Annotated in this window: 14 protein-coding genes, 4 tRNA genes and 1 pseudogene; 12 read left to right on the top strand and 7 right to left on the bottom strand. The window is 60.4% G+C overall.

Features of this window, described 5'->3' with window-relative positions; translation table 11 throughout:
* Window positions 1-59: 59 nt before the first annotated feature.
* From plsY to G5154_RS13400, 6 genes are all read left to right on the top strand, one after another.
* On the top strand, window positions 60-722 hold the full coding sequence (gene plsY, locus G5154_RS13425; RefSeq protein WP_041233993.1) for a glycerol-3-phosphate 1-O-acyltransferase PlsY: 663 nt from the start codon (window positions 60-62) through the stop codon (window positions 720-722).
* A gap of 47 nt (window positions 723-769) precedes the next feature.
* Window positions 770-845, top strand: a tRNA-Phe gene (locus tag G5154_RS13420).
* Between the two features lie 52 nt (window positions 846-897).
* Window positions 898-973 (top strand) — tRNA-Thr (locus G5154_RS13415).
* A gap of 3 nt (window positions 974-976) precedes the next feature.
* A tRNA-Phe gene (locus tag G5154_RS13410) sits at window positions 977-1,052 on the top strand.
* Between the two features lie 8 nt (window positions 1,053-1,060).
* Window positions 1,061-1,136, top strand: a tRNA-Asn gene (locus G5154_RS13405).
* Between the two features lie 105 nt (window positions 1,137-1,241).
* Window positions 1,242-2,414 (top strand): CD0519/CD1768 family membrane protein, encoded by a 1,173-nt coding sequence (locus G5154_RS13400; protein WP_337073386.1) that lies wholly within the window; start codon window positions 1,242-1,244, stop codon window positions 2,412-2,414.
* Between the two features lie 76 nt (window positions 2,415-2,490).
* Here G5154_RS13400 and G5154_RS13395 read toward each other — a convergent pair whose 3' ends face one another.
* The gene (locus G5154_RS13395) at window positions 2,491-3,183 is read right to left on the bottom strand and encodes a B3/4 domain-containing protein (protein WP_201938579.1); all 693 of its coding nucleotides are present in this window, start codon (window positions 3,181-3,183) and stop codon (window positions 2,491-2,493) included.
* Between the two features lie 443 nt (window positions 3,184-3,626).
* Here G5154_RS13395 and G5154_RS13390 point away from each other — a divergent pair, with 443 nt between their 5' ends.
* Complete coding sequence (locus G5154_RS13390) at window positions 3,627-4,082, top strand: hypothetical protein (RefSeq protein ID WP_201938577.1); 456 nt, start codon at window positions 3,627-3,629, stop codon at window positions 4,080-4,082.
* 62 nt (window positions 4,083-4,144) lie between these two features.
* Here G5154_RS13390 and G5154_RS13385 read toward each other — a convergent pair.
* The 6 genes and pseudogenes from G5154_RS13385 to argC all read right to left on the bottom strand — a co-directional run bounded on the left by G5154_RS13385 (window position 4,145) and on the right by argC (window position 10,564).
* Window positions 4,145-4,781: pseudogene (locus G5154_RS13385) on the bottom strand (FMN-binding negative transcriptional regulator).
* Window positions 4,782-4,917: 136 nt separating this feature from the next.
* Window positions 4,918-6,303 carry an argininosuccinate lyase gene (argH, locus tag G5154_RS13380; protein WP_337073385.1) on the bottom strand — a complete coding sequence of 462 codons (1,386 nt, stop codon included), beginning with the start codon at window positions 6,301-6,303 and terminating at the stop codon, window positions 4,918-4,920.
* Window positions 6,304-6,513: 210 nt separating this feature from the next.
* Complete coding sequence (locus G5154_RS13375; protein ID WP_033115910.1) at window positions 6,514-7,749, bottom strand: argininosuccinate synthase; 1,236 nt, start codon at window positions 7,747-7,749, stop codon at window positions 6,514-6,516.
* Window positions 7,750-7,817: 68 nt separating this feature from the next.
* A complete protein-coding gene (locus tag G5154_RS13370) occupies window positions 7,818-8,729 on the bottom strand; it encodes an ornithine carbamoyltransferase (RefSeq protein ID WP_421251067.1) in 912 nt (303 codons plus the stop codon).
* A gap of 25 nt (window positions 8,730-8,754) precedes the next feature.
* Complete coding sequence (argB, locus tag G5154_RS13365) at window positions 8,755-9,534, bottom strand: acetylglutamate kinase (protein ID WP_005336097.1); 780 nt, start codon at window positions 9,532-9,534, stop codon at window positions 8,755-8,757.
* 22 nt (window positions 9,535-9,556) lie between these two features.
* Window positions 9,557-10,564, bottom strand: a complete 1,008-nt coding sequence (gene argC / locus G5154_RS13360) for an N-acetyl-gamma-glutamyl-phosphate reductase (protein ID WP_139747728.1) — start codon at window positions 10,562-10,564, stop codon at window positions 9,557-9,559.
* A gap of 271 nt (window positions 10,565-10,835) precedes the next feature.
* Between argC and argE the strand changes: the two genes are divergently transcribed.
* The 5 genes from argE to G5154_RS13335 all read left to right on the top strand — a co-directional run bounded on the left by argE (window position 10,836) and on the right by G5154_RS13335 (window position 17,516).
* The gene (argE, locus tag G5154_RS13355; RefSeq protein ID WP_058057571.1) at window positions 10,836-11,981 is read left to right on the top strand and encodes an acetylornithine deacetylase; all 1,146 of its coding nucleotides are present in this window, start codon (window positions 10,836-10,838) and stop codon (window positions 11,979-11,981) included.
* 231 nt (window positions 11,982-12,212) lie between these two features.
* A complete protein-coding gene (ppc, locus tag G5154_RS13350; protein WP_337073381.1) occupies window positions 12,213-14,846 on the top strand; it encodes a phosphoenolpyruvate carboxylase in 2,634 nt (877 codons plus the stop codon).
* 294 nt (window positions 14,847-15,140) lie between these two features.
* A complete protein-coding gene (gene ybaK / locus G5154_RS13345) occupies window positions 15,141-15,605 on the top strand; it encodes a Cys-tRNA(Pro) deacylase (protein ID WP_005336092.1) in 465 nt (154 codons plus the stop codon).
* Between the two features lie 148 nt (window positions 15,606-15,753).
* Complete coding sequence (locus tag G5154_RS13340; RefSeq protein ID WP_421251066.1) at window positions 15,754-16,656, top strand: hypothetical protein; 903 nt, start codon at window positions 15,754-15,756, stop codon at window positions 16,654-16,656.
* 68 nt (window positions 16,657-16,724) lie between these two features.
* Window positions 16,725-17,516 (top strand): substrate-binding periplasmic protein, encoded by a 792-nt coding sequence (locus tag G5154_RS13335; protein WP_421251065.1) that lies wholly within the window; start codon window positions 16,725-16,727, stop codon window positions 17,514-17,516.
* Window positions 17,517-17,603 lie beyond the last annotated feature (87 nt).

The raw sequence follows: 17,603 nt of genomic DNA, 5'->3' as shown, positions 1-17,603 counted from the left end.
AGCGCCAGAGAATGTGGCCCGCATCATACCCCATTCATATCGTGGTAAAAACGACCAAGATGACGGCCCTGACGATTTTGATGATTATTCTGGCCTACCTGGGTGGTTCTCTATCCAGTGCCGTGCTGGTTTCCCGGATCACGGGTCTGCCGGATCCCCGTGACCATGGCTCGCACAATCCGGGGGCCACCAATGTACTGCGCCTCGGCGGGCGCATGGCGGCGCTGGTGGTACTGCTGCTCGATGTGCTCAAGGGGACAGCTCCCGTCTATCTCGCCTGGTATCTGCAGATCAAACCCGTCTACCTTGGCTTTATCGGGGTTGCCGCTTGTCTTGGCCACATGTATCCCCTCTTCTTTCATTTTCGTGGCGGCAAAGGGGTGGCTACGGCGCTCGGTACCATGCTGCCCATCGGCTTTACCATGGGAGGAGCGGTGATCGGTACCTGGCTGCTGGTGCTACTGGTGAGCGGCTACTCTTCGCTGGCCTCCATTATTACTGTGCTGCTGACGCCGCTCTTTACCTATCTACTCAAACCCGAATATACCCTGCCAGTCTCCCTGCTCTCCTGCCTCATTCTGATCCGCCATCACGAGAACATCTCCCGCCTGCTTAAGGGGGAAGAACCCAGAGTCTGGGGGCGAAAACGTGCTGCCAGTGCCAAGGAAGTGGCAGAAATAGCTAATGTTGCGCAAAAAAGAGACGAACGAGACAAAAAGTGAAATTTCCCGTTGACCATCCGCCTTAAAATCCGTTTAATAGCGCCCACGCCCAGATAGCTCAGTCGGTAGAGCAGGGGATTGAAAATCCCCGTGTCGGCGGTTCGATTCCGTCTCTGGGCACCAAATTTTGGTGCCATGAAATAAAAATTTGTTCATGCACAATGGTTTAAAGTGTGCCGGCTTAGCTCAGTAGGTAGAGCAACTGACTTGTAATCAGTAGGTCACCAGTTCGATTCCGGTAGCCGGCACCATTTGCCCAGATAGCTCAGTCGGTAGAGCAGGGGATTGAAAATCCCCGTGTCGGCGGTTCGATTCCGTCTCTGGGCACCACTAATAATTCCTCCTTAGCTCAGTCGGTAGAGCGACGGACTGTTAATCCGCAGGTCGCTGGTTCGAGCCCAGCAGGAGGAGCCAAACCGAAAAGCCCTTGTCGCAAGACAAGGGCTTTTTTTCTTTGGTTCAATACCGCTTTTTACCATAACAACCATCACACACGCACAGAATGACGGCAGGATAGATATGGAAAATCAAGTAGTTATAGAGTCAAAGGGGCGACTGGCCACCATCCGCGAGTGGCTTGAGCCCGTGCTGGTGCTGCTGATCCTGGGCAGCCTGTTTGGCTACCTCGGCAGCCAGATGGGCCTCTCCGCCATGGTCAACACCCTGTTCAATACCGCTCACCAGCTGTTGCTCAATACCGTGCTCTTCATCATGGGGATCACCGTACTTTCCGGCGCCCTCAGCCAGCTGCTGAGCGAATTCGGGGTGATCCGCCTGCTGGAGGTTCTGTTGGCACCCCTGATGAAGCCGGTGTTCCGCTTGCCGGGACGTACCGCGCTGGCGGCGCTGATGACCTTCTTCTCCGATAACCCGGCGGTGATCAGCCTTGCCAAGGACAGCCGCTTTCGCAAGGGCTTCACTCCGTGGCAACTGGTGTCTCTGACCAACTTCGGGACCGCCTTCGGTATGGGCCTGATCGTGGTCACCTTTATGGCCACCCTGCAACTGCCGGGCGGCGAGTCCACCGCCAGCGCGGCGCTGATCGGTCTGCTCGGTGCTCTGGTTGGCTCGGTGGTCTCTACCCGACTGATGCAGCGAATGATCCGTCCGCTGGTGGGTGAGGTGCTGGATGATGAGCCGACGGATGCCAAGGGGCACAAGGTCGGGGTCAGCAAAGAGGCGGCTCCGGGCTGGCTGCGGATCCTCAACTCGTTGCTCGATGGCGGCAAATCCGGCGTGGAGCTGGGGATGGCGGTGATCCCGGGCGTGCTGATCATCAGCACCTTCGTCATGCTGCTCACCTTCGGCCCGGGGGAGAAGGGCTATACCGGTGAAGCCTTCCAGGGGGTTGCCTTGCTGCCGGTATTGGCTGCCAAGGCTGGCTGGCTGTTTGACCTGCTATTCGGCTTCCAGCAGCCGGAGCTGGTCGCCTTCCCGGCTACCTCGCTCGGCGCAGTGGGTGCCGCCATGTCGCTGGTGCCCCCCTTTATCGCCAAGGGGTGGATCACCGGTAACGAGGTCGCGGTGTTTACCGCCATGGGGATGTGCTGGAGCGGCTTTTTGAGCACCCACACCGCCATGCTTGATGCCCTCGGCTATCGCCATCTCACTTCCCGCGCCATTGTCGCCCACACCGTCGGCGGCTTGTGCGCCGGGGTTGCGGCGCACCAGCTTTATATGCTGCTGGGCTGAGCAGAGTGAAAAGAGAGAGGGGCGCTGCGGCGCCCCTCTCTGTATCTATCGGTGACGAGTTGGCTCGTCCTTCGGTTTACTCAACATCGCCGATCAGGCTCTGTGCGATCACCGCTTCCGGCATCATCTCCCGCAGCCCGGCGATCAGTTTTTCCCCCGCCTCATGCAGCGCAGCCAGCGGCATCTCGGGCAGGCTCTCCAGAATGAACCACATCTGGCCCGAATCGACACTCAATCGGGTGCGTACACCCTGCCGCCAGTTCCAGCGCCGACAGGTGACCCCCTTGTCATCCCGCCAGACGACCTCGCCGGGCTCCACTGGTTCGTGGGTCGGCTCGCCCCCCTTCATGGTATCGAACCGCTCGCTGCCATCGGCCACCACCAGTCGCGGCAGTCCCTCATAGGCAAGCAGGTTTTCGCCCCCCACCGGAATGGCGTAACGGATACTGATGGCGTTGTAGAGATCGACCACGGGATCGATGGCGGGCAGGTTGCCATCGCGGGCGACCCGTTTTCTCAGAGCTTCGGCGGAACAGGGAGTCCGCTGCGGCTTGGCGCCGAACTTTCTGAATAGATCGCCCCAGGCGGCGAGATGCGCCTCTGCCCACTGCACATCGGCAGTCAGCATGGCGGTGCAGGCTTCATCAAGGGCGCGTGCCCCCACGTTCGGGTCAACCACGGCTGCGGCCTGCACCGTGATGCTCAGAGCGCGAAAGCTAGGAGCCAACTGGCTGACTTCGGGGGAGATATAGGGGGTGATCAGGGACATAGCGACTCCATAAAACGAACGAGGCTGGGAGAAGGCGGTTGCCGGCCAGCATAGCGGCAACGGCAAATCCGGTTTGAGAGCCATCTTGCGCGAACATTTTAGATAAGAAAATTTACATGATCTTAATAGCCATAAGTTTCATGAATGAAAAATGATGTGTTCAAGGAGATGGCGGGCATGTACCGGTATATAGCGAAGAGTAGCCCTGCGGTTTCCGGTTCGTTGCGGCAATACCCCTTTGCCGCCTTGATCTGCAGCGGCAGCCGCTGGCCGTCCGGCTCTCTTGTGATGCCCTCAGTTGTCATGCCCAAGCACGAGGCGGTCACTCAAATCGCTTGATTGCTCAATGAGTTGGCTATGGCTGGCGTTTTTTCATCGTTCTGGCCCCGCTTATGCATTTCTCTTGGCAACACCATCAAGGGTCGTTGTCGCGGAGAGATATCATGATCAGCAGCCTGCTTCCCCTTGCCTCGATCGCCCTCAAGCTGGGCAGCCAGCTGCTTGGCAGCAGTAGCAAACCCCAGCCCGTGCAGCCTGCCGTACAGGAGGAGCACCTAGCCCCGACCGTCCAGAGCCTGTTCCAGCGACTTGGTATCAAGGATGCCGATAGCGAACAGAACCGCTCGGCCATCAACCACTTTATGGGGGAGCTGATGCAGACCCTGGGGCAGGAGAATGGTGGCCAATCCCTCACGGCTGCCATCGACAGCGCCCGCAATCAGCTGGCGAGTGGCACCCAGAGTACACGCCTCGATGCGCTGCAAAGCGAGCTCGATACCCTCAAGGATTCCCTCGGTGCCAGCCATCTCAACCTCGATCAGCTGCTCGGCGCCTTTAAACAGACCCTGCCCAATGGCAAGGGAGATGGGGTTGGCAAGCTGCTAAATGCCAGCGCGTGAACGGTGGTAAGCAATAAAAAACGGCAACCTCGGGTTGCCGTTTCTGTTTTTGGTTTAACACGTTATGAGGGAGGTGATGGCGGGTTTTCCATGTCGCTGGCTACTTCTACCTGCCCTCTTGCGTACAAAGCGTGAGCTGCCTCTTGGCGATCCGCTGCCTCCTTGTTCTGACTGAGTTTGAACTTGCCGACTAGCCCAGTTATCTCGATTTCGATTCCCACCACAGCAGCCACTTTGGCCTCGAGATAGTCTCGGGGGGGCATCTGCCATTTTCCATGGGGTCGGTTCCCCGGCCTCATGATGACGAGTCAGATTTGCCAGCAGGCGGCGTACGAAGCGGGCATCGTCGCGAATCTGGATGCGACCGTGAGCATGCACAACGCTGTAGTTCCAGGTCGGTACCTGCTGGTGATGCGCTTTCTTGCTTGGATACCAGTTAGGGGAGATATAGGCATCTGCAGCCTTGAAGATCACCAGGACTTCGTCCCCATCCCTGGCCTCTTGCCAGAGCGGATTGTTGCGGGCTACATGGGCACGTAGGACGCCATGCTTCCCACTCTCCGTGTCCAGTTCGAACGGAAGATGGTTCGCATCCAGCCCCCGCTCACCGTGGGTGATCAGCGCTCCTAGCGGATGTGCCTGCATCAGTTTATGCAGAGCTTCGGGGTCATCGGTGGCGAAATAAGGTGGTAGATACATGCAGACTCCTTTATCGATAGTTGGCTTCCATGCATAACGCATCGGATGCCCATTCTTGCGTCAGCAGGGACATCAAGCGATAGCCGGGGAATAAAAAGAGGGCCTAAGCCCTCTCGTCACATATCACCAACCGCGATCAACCCACCCGTTTGGCCAGCCACTGTTCGGCGGCAGTCAGGGCTGCTTCTACCTGCTCCCGGGCAACGCCGCCTTTGGCAACCCGTTTGGCCAGTGTCGCTTCCAGTTCCAGATTGGGGTAGACGTCGAACTCGATTACCGGGCTGAAGCGCTGGAACTCGCCGATGGAGAGCTCCTCCAGCGGTTTGCCCACGCTGATGGCAAAGACCACGGTTTCACCGACGATATGGTGCGCCTCACGGAATGGAATCCCCTTGGCCACCAGATAGTCCGCCAGCTCGGTGGCGTTGGCGTAGCCGCCCTGCGCCGCCGCCATGGTGCGCTCACCATTCACCCTCAGATCGATCAGCACCAGCGCCGCCATATCGAGGCAGTCGTGCCAGGTATCGAGGGCATCAAACAGCCCTTCCTTGTCTTCCTGCATGTCCTTGTTGTAGGCCAGCGGCAGCGCCTTGAGGCTCATCAGCATGCCCATCTGGGCGCCGACCACCCGGCCAGTCTTGCCGCGGATCAGCTCCAGCGCATCCGGGTTCTTCTTCTGCGGCATTAGCGACGAGCCGGAGGTGACCGCATCGGAGAGCTCGACAAAGCCCGCCTCGCCGGTGTTGTAGAAGATAAGGTCTTCGGCAAAGCGCGACAGGTGGGTCATGGAGAGGGACGCCACGTGCATCAGCTCCACCACGTGATCCCGATCGGAGACCGAGTCCAGACTGTTGCGGGTGGCACCGGCAAAGCCCATGTCGAGCGCCAAGGCTTCGCGGTCGATAGCATAGGCGGTGCCCGCCAGCGCGCCGCAGCCGAGCGGGCTGGTGTCGAGGCGCTTGAGCGCATCCTGCAGCCGGGAGTAATCCCGCTCCAGCATCTCCACATAGGCCAGTGCCCAGTGGGCGTAGGTGACCGGCTGGGCCCGCTGCAGGTGGGTGTAACCGGGCAACACGGCCGCCTGATTGGCACGGGCGGAGGCGACCAGCCCCTGCTGCAGAGCTGTGATGGAGCCGAGCAGCAGCTCGCCCTGGGCCTTGCACCAGAGTTTCAGGTCGGTGGCGACCTGATCGTTGCGAGAGCGGCCGGTGTGCAGCTTTTTGCCGAGATCGCCGACGGCGGCAATCAGCTGGCTCTCGACCCAGGAGTGGATATCTTCGGCATCCGAGCTCAGGATCTGCTGGGGATCCTGCTGCACCGAGGCGAGCAGCACCTCCATCGCCTGTTGCAGTTTGCCCTGCTCATCGGCGGTCAACACCCCCACCTTCACCAGCGCTTTGGCCCAGGCCATGGAGCCCTGAATATCCTGCTCCGCCAGCCGGTAATCGAACCGCAGCGAATCGTTGAACTGCTTGAACCGGCTATCGGCTCCCTGACTGAAGCGTCCACCCCAAAGTGCCATACTGCTCTCCTTGAATGCGTTGTCGGCGGCGCCCTGGCCACCGAGCTTGAAATCGTGCCCTGTTTTTCTGCGAGCCTGTTATCTCACAGAAGTGGCCCGGGCGCTGTCGCTCTTGTCACACCCGCCGATGATGGGTCAGGGGCCATGCCCTCGGCCTATAGAAGAGGGGGCCATGCCCCCTCAACGGAATCAACGGGTTATCTCGCTTGCTTAGCCGTGGGTGTGATCGCCACCGATGGCCTGATGCTGCTCCTTCATGGCGCGGATCCGGCTGGCCAGGGTGTAGAGACGGATAAAGCCTTCGGCATGGCTCTGGTCATACACTTCGTCGGCGCCGAAGGTGGCGAAATCTTCGGAGTAGAGGCTGTTCGGCGACTTCTTCTGCACCGCGGTGACCTGACCCTTGTACATCTTCAGCACCACTTCACCGTCGAGATCTTCGGCGATGGCGTTGGCCGAGGCGAGGATCGCCTTGCACAGCGGGGTGAACCAGCGGCCGTCATAGACCAGATGGGAGAACTCGGCACCCAGCTTCTCCCGCCAGGCGCGGGTCGGGCGATCCAGTACCAGCTCTTCCACGGCGCGCAGCGCGGCGACCATCACGGTACCGCCCGGGGTCTCGTAGCAGCCGCGGGACTTCATCCCCACCATCCGGTTTTCGGTGATGTCGATGCGGCCCACGCCGTGCTTGCCGGCACGCTCGTTCAGGGTCATGAGGATCTGGTGCGGGCTGAGCGGCTGGTCGTCAACGGCCACTACTTCACCCTGCGCCACGGTCAGCTTGACGTACTCCGGTTGATCCGGAGCCTGCTCGGCCGGTACGGTCCACTGCCAGACCGCTTCGGAGGGCTCGTTCCAGGTGCTCTCCAGCTCGCCACCCTCGGTGGAGATGTGCCAGGCGTTGGCGTCGCGGCTGTAGATCTTCTTCAGGGTCGCCTTGCAGGGGATGTTGCGGGTCTCCAGATAGGAGAGCAGATCTTCCCGGGAGCGCATGTCCCAGATCCGCCACGGGGCGATCACTTTCAGCTGGGGTGCCAGCGCGGCGACCGCACCTTCGAAACGCACCTGATCGTTACCCTTGCCGGTGCAGCCGTGGGAGATGGCATCGGCCCCTTCCGCCAGCGCCGCTTCGACCATCGCCTTGGCGATCACCGGACGGGCCATGGAGGTGCCCAGCAGATAGGTGCCCTCATAAACGGCGCCGGTCTTCAGGGTCGGGTAGACGTACTCTTTGACGAACTCTTCCCGCAGATCCTTGATGATGCACTTGGTGGCGCCGGAGGCGATCGCCTTCTGCTCGATCCCTTCCAGATCGTCGCGCTCCTGACCGACGTCGGCCACGAAGGCGATGATTTCGGCGTCATAGTGTTCTTTCAGCCAGGGGATGATGGCCGAGGTATCCAGTCCACCCGAGTAAGCCAGTACGATCTTGTTGATTCCGCTCATGTTACTTCTCTCCGTGATGATTCGATGATGATTCAATAAAAGGGTCGTGATTCAGGTTGAGTGCCGCGTTACTTGCCACCCAGAAGGGTCAGCAACACGGCGTTCTGGATATGCATCCGGTTTTCGGCCTCGTCCATGATGAGGGAGGCGGGGCCATCCATCACCTGCGAGGTGATCTCCAGCTCCCGGTGCGCCGGTTGGCAGTGCAGCACATGCTGGATGCCGGTGCGGTCGAGCAGGGCCTGATTGATCTGGTAAGGCATAAAGAGGTCTTTGACCTGCTCCATCGGGGTATTGTCGCCCATGGAGACCCAGGTATCTGTGTAGGCCACGTCGAACCCTTCGATATCTGCCACGTCATCGCTGATGTGGATGGTTGCCCCCGACTTGGCCGCCAGCGCCTGCGCTTGCAGGAAGATCTGGGTATCCGGGCCGTGGCCTTTCGGGCAGATGAGGGTGACGTCGGTGCCGAGGGTGGCCCCCAGCAGCAGCAGAGAGTGGCTGACGTTGTTGCCATCACCGAGGTAGGCAAGCTTCACCTTCGACAGATCGTCGTAGTGCTCGGCAATGGTCATAAAGTCGGCCAGCCCCTGACAGGGGTGGTAGAGGTTGCACAGGCTGTTCACCACCGGCACTGTGCCGTGCTCTGCCAGCTCGATCAGGGTCTGGTGATCGAACACCCGAGCGACGATGGCATCACACCAGCGGGACAGGTTGGTGGCGAAATCCTTCACCGACTCCCGTTTGCCCAGCGCGCCGTTCTGCTGATCCAGATAGACGCTGTGGCCGCCCAGTTTGGCGATGCCGATGTCGAAGGTGACTCGGGTGCGCAGGGAGGGCTTCTCGAACAGGGTGACCACGCTCTTGCCGGCCAGCGCCTGGCTGTACTTCTTCGGGTCGGCTTTTACTGCTTTGCCCAGCGCAATCAGCGCTTCGATCTGGGCTTTGTTCAGATCACTGTCTTTCAGAAGATGTTGCATCGGATGTTCCTTGTTCCGGTGGAGATCAAATAGCGACTTGGGTGCCGACCGCGCCGCCAGCCAGCAGCTTGAGAAGCTGATCTGGGTAGCGCCAGCTGGCGACACAGACCGGCTTGCCGAGGGTCTCGGCGGCGTGCAGGGCCGCTTCTACCTTGACCGCCATGCCATCGCGGATCACCCCTTTCTCCATCAGATCCAGCGCGGTCAGCTTGTCGAGCTGGGGCACCAGCTTGCCCTTGCCATCGAGGATGCCGCTCACATCGGAGAGCATCACCAGATCGGCACCGAGCGCCTCGGCAATGGCGGTGGCTGCCTGATCCGCATTGACGTTCATCAGCTGCCCCTCGGCGGTGATGCCGATGGAGCTCACTACCGGCAGGAAGCCCTGACCGAGGATGCCCGCCACCAGCGCAGGGTTGCCCGGTTTGCACTCGCCGACGGCGCCGAGATCTGGGTCGAGCTGGGTCACCTGACACAGGCCGCCATCCGCCAGGCAGAGCCCCACAGCCGGAATGCCGGTGGCGATCGCCTTGGCCATCATCTGCTTGTTGGCTGTGCCCGCCAGCGCCCCGGCAATAAAGGGGATCTGCTCGAACGGGGTTACCCGCAAGCCGTTCTTCTTGGTGGAGGTGAGACCCAGCCCCTTGAGCAGGTCATCCACCAGACAGCCACCGCCGTGCACTAACACCAGCGGACGGTGCTGATCGTCGAGGAAGGTTTTGAGGGTGGCGAACAGGGCGGTCAGCGCCTCGTCGTTCTCGATAAGGGCGCCGCCCAGCTTGATTACCAACGTCTGTTTGTCCATGTTCGAGATCCTTCCTAAGTCCTTAAATCAGGCCGGTGGCCGGTTCAAAACCAAATTTGATATTTATGCACTGCATGGCTTGCGAGGCGGCGCCCTTGAGCAGGTTGTCGATGGCAGAGACCACCACCAACATGTTGCCCTGCTGTTGCCAGGCGATATCGCAGTAAGGGGTGTTTGCCACACCGCGAATAGAGGGCATCTGGCCGGTGAGGCGCACCAGCGGCTTGCCTTCGTAAGCCTTGAGGAAGGCCTGATCCACCTGGGTGGGGGTGACGCCGTCCGCCAGCTGCACATAGATGGTGGCCAGAATGCCGCGCACATAGTTGCCAAGGTGGGGCTGGAACAGCACCTCCTTGCCGAGGTGGTGGCTGATCTCCGGCTGGTGTCTGTGATTGAAGGTGCCGTAGGGATTGAGGCTCACTTCGCAGAAGCTGGTGTTGATGGCTGCCTTGCGCCCGGCGCCGGAAACCCCGGAGACGGCGTTGATGATGGGCTGCCACCCCTTGGCAATCAGGCCATCCTGCTGCAGCGGCTTGAGAGCGCACAGCGATGCGGTCGGGTAGCAACCCGGCACCGCAATCAGCTGGGCGCTGGCGATGGCATCGGCGTTCCACTCCGCCAGGCCATAGACGGCCTGATCCAGCCACTGCTCGCTGTCGTGGGTGAAGCCGTAGAAGCTGTCGTAGAAGCCCTGATCCTTGACCCGGAAGGCGCCGGAGAGATCGAACACCGGCAACCCCTTGGCGAGAAACTTGGGTGCGAGCTCGGCGCTCACCTCGTGGGCAGTGGCCAGCAGCACCAGATCGGCCTGGGTCAGGATCCGGGTCATGCCGTCGTCGTCCAGCGGCAGCAGCGGCTGATCGAGGGCACCGACCCACTGGGGATGCAGGGAAGAGAAGCGCTTGTGGGCATCCTGACTGCCGGCCGAGACATAGAGGCCGAATAGCTTGAGTTGTGGGTGGTTCTGTACCAGTGCGGCCAGTTCGGCTCCCGCGTAGCCACTGGCACCGACGATAACGGTGTTAAGCATGTTGAATATTCCAAGTCAGAGTTCGAGATTCACAGCATGACGCTGCAGTGCACAAGGGTGGTCGAGCGCCCCTTTGCACAAGTGCGGAGGGGCAATTCAGGCGGGTGTGTGTCGTCGGTTATAGATCAGGTGACAGAACATTAACTTTCCCTTACAACTAGAAGCCTTTGTTGATGAGCCAGATATTCAGGTAAAATTACAGAATATTCATGCACTCACTTTGCATTTGTATTTTCTAACAGAAACATTCCGGGGACGCAAGGAGGAGCTGATGGCCAATCTGGATTTTTTTTCACTTTATAAGAATATTATTGCGATTCCCTCTATCAGCAGCACGGATCCCAAGTGGGATCAGAGCAATGAGGCTGTGATCCGGCTGCTGGCCGACTGGTTCGGTCAGCTCGGTTTTCAGTGCGAGGTAACGGCGCTCCCCGATCTGCCGGGCAAGTTCAATCTGGTGGCGACGATCGGTCAGGGAGAGGGTGGTCTGCTGCTGGCAGGCCACACCGATACGGTGCCGTTTGATGAGGGGGGGTGGAGCAAGGATCCCTTCAAGGTGACCGAAGAGGGCAACCGTCTCTATGGCCTCGGCACCATCGATATGAAGGGCTTCTTCGCCTTTATCGTCGAGGCGCTCAAAGATATTGACCTCACCAAGCTGACCAAGCCGCTGCGTATCCTCGCCACTGCCGATGAAGAGACCACCATGGCGGGAGCCCGCGCCATCGCTGCGGCGGCCGAGCTGAAACCCGACTACGCCGTGATTGGCGAGCCGACCGGGCTGGTGCCGGTGGTGGCCCACAAGGGGCATATGTCGGAGGCGATCCGCATCACCGGCAAGAGCGGTCACAGCTCGGATCCCGCCAACGGCGTCAACGCCATGGAGATCATGCACAAGGCGATGGGGCAGGTGCTGCGCTTGCAGCAGGATCTGAAAGATCGCTACGCCGACCACCGCTTTGCCGTGCCGCAGCCGACCCTGAACCTCGGTTACATTCAGGGGGGTGACAGCCCGAACCGCATCTGCGGCTGCTGCGAGCTGCATATCGACCTGCGCCCCACCCCGCAGGTGGGGCCGGACGAGCTGATGGGGATGCTCAAAGAGGCGCTCTCTCCCATCGAAATTCACCAGCCCGGTTGCCTGCATCTGCAACACCTGCATGAGCCCATTCCCGCCTATGCCTGCGCCGACGACTCTGTGCTGGTGCGGGAGGCCGAGAAGGCGAGCGGCCGCGCGGCCGAGTCGGTCAACTACTGCACCGAGGCACCTTTTATCCAGCAGCTTGGCTGCGAGACCATAGTGATGGGGCCTGGCCATATCACCCAGGCGCATCAGCCTGACGAGTATCTCGACCTCTCCTTCGTCAAGCCGACCACCGCGGTGTTGCAACACCTGATCAGACGTTTTTGCCTGTAGCGGCGACGGTGAAAGGGGCGTAAAAACTGTAAGTAAGTTACATAACAAGCCGGTTGTGGAGTGGTGATGGAAATACATCTTCTGAATCGGCCTGTTATTTGACCTTGCGCAGACAATCTGGGTAGATTGTCACCCTAAGATGACGGAGCATATGTTGTAATCGCACAACAATAAGTGAGGTCGTCTCGCACCCCGGATGGGTGTCAGGCACCAACAAGATAAGGATGTGGAATGAACGAAAAGTACGCCGCACTACGCGCCAACGTAGGCATGCTGGGTCAGCTGCTGGGTAAATCCATCAAGGATCATCAGGGTCAGGCCTTTCTCGACAAGATCGAAACCATTCGCCAATTGGCCAAGTCCTCCCGCAAGGGCAATGAATCAGACCGGGAACGTCTGCTCGATACCCTGCGCACCCTGAGCGATGATGAACTGCTGCCGGTGGCCCGCGCCTTCAGCCAGTTCCTTAATCTGGCCAACGTGGCGGAACAGTTCCACACCATCTCCCGTCGCTGTGAAGAGCAGGTCTGCACCCCGGATCCGCTGGAGCAGATGTTCGACAAGCTGAAAGCCTCCAACCTGTCGCAAGAGGCCATCATTGCGGCCGTGCGCGAGCTGGATATCGATCTGGTGCTGACCGCTCACCCCACCGAGGTGACCCGTCGCACCCTGATCCACAAGCACGTACAGCTCAACGACTGCCTCGAGGCGCTGGAGCTCTCCGACCTGCTGCCTCGCGAGCGGGACAAGATCCTCAACCGCATCGAACAGCTGATCAATCAGGCATGGCACACCAACGAGATCCGCGAACAGCGCCCGACTCCGGTCGACGAGGCCAAGTGGGGCTTTGCCGTGGTGGAGAACAGCCTGTGGCCTGCCATCCCCGAATTCATGCGCAATCTGGACGAGCGTCTGCAACACCATCTGGGTGTGCGGCTGCCGCTGGATGCCGCGCCGGTCAAGTTCACCTCCTGGATGGGCGGTGACCGAGACGGCAACCCCTTCGTTACCGCCAAGGTGACTGCCGAAGTGCTGGAGCTTGGCCGCTGGATGGCGGTGAACCTGTTCTACAAAGACATCAAGGAGCTCACCTCCGAGCTCTCCATGTCCGACTGTACCGACGCCGTGCGCGCTCGCGTTGGCGATCACCCCGAGCCCTACCGTGCGCTGGTGCGCGAGCTGCGTGAAGCGCTGCGCGAAACCAAGGAGCACCTCACTGCCAAGGTGCAAGGCCAGGCTAGCGAGAGCCAGGATCTGGTCAAGACCACCGCCCAGCTGCGCGAGCCGCTGGAGCTCTGCTACCACTCATTGCACGCTTGTGGTATGGGCAATATCGCCGATGGCATGTTGCTGGACGTGCTGCGCAAGGTCGCCTGCTTTGGCATCCATCTGGTCAAGCTGGATATCCGTCAGGATGGCGAGCGCCACGGGCTGGTTTTCTCCGAGCTGACCCGCTATCTGGGTCTGGGTGACTACGCCGAGTGGAGTGAAGATGACAAGCAGGCCTTCCTGCTCAACGAACTGAACTCCCGTCGCCCGCTCATTCCCCACGACTGGGAGCCGAGCGCCGAGGTGCGCGAGACGCTGGATACCTGTCAGGTCATCGCCCAGCACGACCCCGATGCGTTCGGTATCTACATCATCTCCATGGCCGGAGCGCCGTCCGACGTGCTGTCGGTGCAACTGCTGCTCAAAGAGGCGGGCTGCAAGTTCCGTATGCCGGTTGCCCCGCTGTTTGAAACCCAGGACGACCTGATGGCAGGCACCGCCGTGATGGAGCGTCTGCTCTCGGTGGACTGGTATCGCGGCTACATCCAGGGCCGTCAGTACGTGATGATCGGTTACTCCGACTCTGCCAAGGATGCGGGCATGATGGCCGCAGGCTGGGCCCAGTACGCCGCCATGGAATCCCTGGTGGGACTTGCCGAAGCCAACAATATTCGCCTCACCCTGTTCCATGGCCGTGGCGGTACCGTCGGTCGTGGTGGTGCGCCTGCCCATCAGGCCATCCTCTCCCAGCCGCCGGGATCCCTGCGCGGCGGTCTGCGTACCACCGAACAGGGGGAGATGATCCGCTTCAAGTTCGGTCTGCCGAAAGTGGCGATCAAGAGTCTGGAGCTCTACACCAGCGCCGTGCTGGAAGGGAACCTGCTGCCGCCACCCAAGCCGAAAGAGTGCTGGCGCGAGGTGATGGAACAGCTGGCCGCCGACTCCTGCGAGCACTACCGCAGTATCGTGCGCGGTCATCCGGACTTCGTCCCTTACTTCCGTGCCGCCACCCCGGAGATGGAGCTCGGCAAGCTGCCGCTCGGCTCCCGTCCCTCCAAACGCAAGCCCAACGGCGGCGTCGAGAGCCTGCGCGCCATTCCGTGGATCTTCGCCTGGACCCAGAACCGCCTGATGCTGCCGGCCTGGCTCGGTGCCCACAAGGCGCTGCAACAGGCCATCGACGGCGGCAAGCTGGCGGTGCTGGAAGAGATGAGCGCCCAGTGGCCCTTCTTCCGCACTCGCCTCGAGATGCTGGAGATGGTGTTCCTCAAAGCGGACGTCTGGCTCGCCGAGTACTACGACACCCGTCTGGTGCCGCAGGAGCTGTGGGGCCTTGGCAAACAGTTGCGTCAGGAGCTCGCCGAATCCATCGAGGTGGTGCTGAAACTGAGCCCGCGCGGGGATCTGCTGGAGGATCAGCCCTGGATCAAGGAGTCCATCAAGCTGCGCAACCCCTACACAGACCCGCTCAACGTGCTGCAGGCCGAGCTGCTCAACCGCTCCCGCAACCACCCGGAGACCCTGCACCCTGAGCTGGACAAGGCGCTGATGGTCACCATCGCCGGTATTGCAGCAGGTATGCGCAACACCGGTTGATAGCCAGCTCAAGCCAGCAGGCTTCAGCAATATCCATCAAGCCAAAGGGCGCCGATAAGGCGCCCTTTGTTTTTGGCTGTATTTCGTTGGGGGCACGCCTTGCACCGCTCGAAAATGCTCTTTGCCTAGTCTCGTTCTGTGTTTAATTCGGCAAGCGGCACAATTCACCTTGTTCATTGCTCTCTACGCATTACCGGTGATGGGTACAGATTTCCCCTCCGGCTTGCATCCCTCGCCACGCAGGCGCAGACTGTTTGGCCTTGTTTTTATGCGATTCGATTCAAGGCACCCATCATGACTCCTGCCATCAACTTGCTGAAGAAGCTCAAGATCCCCCACAAGCTCTACCCCTACGAGTGCGAAGCCCACGACGATTTTGGCAAGCATGCCGCGACCCAGCTCGGGCTGCCGGAGGCGCAGGTGTTCAAGACCCTGGTTGCTCATCACGACAAGCAGGCGGTGGTGGCCATCGTTCCCTCATCCGGCATGTGCAGCCTGAAGCAGCTGGCCAAGGCGACCGGTCTCAAGAAGGTGGAGATGATGAAACCGGCGGAAGCGGAGAAGCTGACCGGTTACAAGGTGGGTGGCATCAGCCCGCTGGCCCAGAAGAAATTGTTGCCCACTGTGCTCGACGAGTCGGCGCTGCAGTTTGACGAGATCCTGGTGAGCGGTGGCAAGCGCGGCCTCTCGGTGGGGGTAGCACCGCAGGATATGCTGACGCTGATGAAGTGGATCGCCGCGCCCATTGGCGAAGAGTAGTGCCGGGCACGGTATTAACCTGCTCTCCGGGCCTGTAGCGGCCCGGATTTCCTCCGCTTGTGATCGGGCGCGCAAGCCGGTACTGCCCAGTGCTCAAGGGGGAGTATGCCAGTCTATACTGGGTGAACCCCGTTGTATGAGTTCAGCCATGATGTACCGACTTCTGTTGCTTTACCTCGTTTACCTCTGTTTATTCTTCCCCTCTGCCTTGCTGGCTGCCACCCGTTTTACCCTGCTCAGTCCTGAAAACAGTCAGGATATGCGGATGCGTTATTACCGTGAGGTGATGCAGCTGGCGCTGGAGAAAACTCGCCCCGAATATGGCGACTATGAGTTGCTGGACTCCCTGCCGATGAACAAGGCACGGATGCGGATCGAGGTACAGGAGCAGGGCAAAAACGCCCTGTTTATTGTCGACAGCTGGCCTTATCAGGGGGAGGGGGGCGCGGATCAGGTGATATCGATCCCGTTCCCGATCGATTTGGGGATCCTCGGCTATCGGGTCTGTTTCGTCGGCTCGGATCGTGCTGCCGAGCTGGCGCGGGTGAACACCCTGGATCAGTTGCGCCACTTCACTCAAGGGGTGGGCACCGGCTGGCAGGATGCGGTGATCCTGCGCCATGGAGGGCTGACTGTGCATGAGGTGGATAACTACGAGTCGCTCTTTCGTATGGTGGCGCGGGGGCGCATCGACCTCTTCTGCCGTGGGGCCAACGAGATCCTGCCGGAGTGGCAATCTCATCAGGGCAAGGTGGCCGGTTTGACGGTCGATCGCCATCTGGCCATTTTCTATCCGCTGATCCACGTGTTCTACAGCAATGCCCGCTACGTTCAGGAGCGCGCGCGCCTTGCGCGCGGTCTGCAACTGGCCTGGCAGGATGGTTCGCTCAAGCGGCTCTGGCGCCATCACTTCCAACCCTCGCTGGTGTTTGCCAATCTGGGTGCTCGCCAGATTTTCCGGCTCGGCAATCCGCAGTTACCCAAGGGCGGTTTTGACTATCGTCCCTATCTTTACAACCCGCTGGCGGATGATTTCGGTTCACTGCCCTGAGCCGAGTTATCAGGTGCGCAGGCTCTGATAGAGTAAGGGAGAGATCAATGCCGCCAAGGATATGGCCCATGCGCGTATCTGCCCGCTATCTGCTCTTTATTGCGTTGCTGCTGCCCGCCACCGGCAGTGCGACCCCAGCCTTTACGCTGCGTACCTGCTTTGAAAACAGTGATTCCTACCCCTGGCTGCTGCAATCGGGGGAGGGGGTTGTGCAATATCACCTCAAGGCGGTTGCTACCGCTCTTGATGCCGAGATCGTGCTGACGCCGCTACCGTGGAAACGCTGCCTCTCTCAGGTGAGCAGTGGCCAGATGGATGCGGCCATCAAGATGAGCTATAGCGTCGAGCGGGCGACCACAGTGGGGGTCTATCCCATGCGTGAGGGCAAACCCGACCCTGCCAAGCGGCTGCTGACCGAGAGCTACAGCCTCTACCAGCTCAAGGGGGGCAAGAGCCAGTGGGATGGCACCACCCTCTGGGTCAATGGCGTGGTTGCGGCCCAGTCCGGATTTTCCATCGTCGACTTGTTGCAGGCTGCGGGAGCCGAGGTGGATGACTCCAGCCGTGACCCGCTGATCATGTTGAAAAAGCTGGTGATGGATCGGGCGCAGGCGACCGCCATCCAGACCGAGGTGGCTGACAGCATTCTGGCGGCCCATCCCGCGTTGCAGACTCGCATCGAGCGGCTGTCGCCGGTGCTGGTGGAGAAGCCCTACTATCTGGTCTTCTCTCACCGCTTTTATCAATCTCATCCCCGACAAAGCCGGCAGGTGTGGGATACCATCGAGCAGGTGCGCGACTCTGCTGCCTATCAGCGTTATGCCACAGCGCTCAGAAGCACACCTCCGGTGGGGGAGTAGGCTGATGGATGCGACTGGCCGAAAAGGGGAGGAGAGCGTGGGGTGGTGGCAGGGCCGAGTGCCCACGCTCAGGGCTACACTGAAAGT

The sequence above is a fragment of the Aeromonas sp. 600527 genome (assembly GCF_049175415.1).
GTDB lineage: Bacteria > Pseudomonadota > Gammaproteobacteria > Enterobacterales > Aeromonadaceae > Aeromonas > Aeromonas veronii_A.
This window is presented reverse-complemented; position numbering and strand designations above follow the sequence as displayed.

Coding starts and splice junctions, on each gene's coding strand:
- G5154_RS13400 (WP_337073386.1), top strand. CDS start 1,242: ATGGAAAATCAAGTAGTTATAGAGTCAAAGGGGCGACTGGCCACCATC.
- G5154_RS13390 (WP_201938577.1), top strand. CDS start 3,627: ATGATCAGCAGCCTGCTTCCCCTTGCCTCGATCGCCCTCAAGCTGGGC.
- G5154_RS13335 (WP_421251065.1), top strand. CDS start 16,725: ATGCGCGTATCTGCCCGCTATCTGCTCTTTATTGCGTTGCTGCTGCCC.
- ppc (WP_337073381.1), top strand. CDS start 12,213: ATGAACGAAAAGTACGCCGCACTACGCGCCAACGTAGGCATGCTGGGT.
- G5154_RS13340 (WP_421251066.1), top strand. CDS start 15,754: ATGATGTACCGACTTCTGTTGCTTTACCTCGTTTACCTCTGTTTATTC.
- plsY (WP_041233993.1), top strand. CDS start 60: ATGACGGCCCTGACGATTTTGATGATTATTCTGGCCTACCTGGGTGGT.
- G5154_RS13370 (WP_421251067.1), bottom strand. CDS start 8,729: ATGCAACATCTTCTGAAAGACAGTGATCTGAACAAAGCCCAGATCGAA.
- G5154_RS13395 (WP_201938579.1), bottom strand. CDS start 3,183: ATGTCCCTGATCACCCCCTATATCTCCCCCGAAGTCAGCCAGTTGGCT.
- argH (WP_337073385.1), bottom strand. CDS start 6,303: ATGGCACTTTGGGGTGGACGCTTCAGTCAGGGAGCCGATAGCCGGTTC.
- ybaK (WP_005336092.1), top strand. CDS start 15,141: ATGACTCCTGCCATCAACTTGCTGAAGAAGCTCAAGATCCCCCACAAG.
- G5154_RS13375 (WP_033115910.1), bottom strand. CDS start 7,749: ATGAGCGGAATCAACAAGATCGTACTGGCTTACTCGGGTGGACTGGAT.
- argC (WP_139747728.1), bottom strand. CDS start 10,564: ATGCTTAACACCGTTATCGTCGGTGCCAGTGGCTACGCGGGAGCCGAA.
- argE (WP_058057571.1), top strand. CDS start 10,836: ATGGCCAATCTGGATTTTTTTTCACTTTATAAGAATATTATTGCGATT.
- argB (WP_005336097.1), bottom strand. CDS start 9,534: ATGGACAAACAGACGTTGGTAATCAAGCTGGGCGGCGCCCTTATCGAG.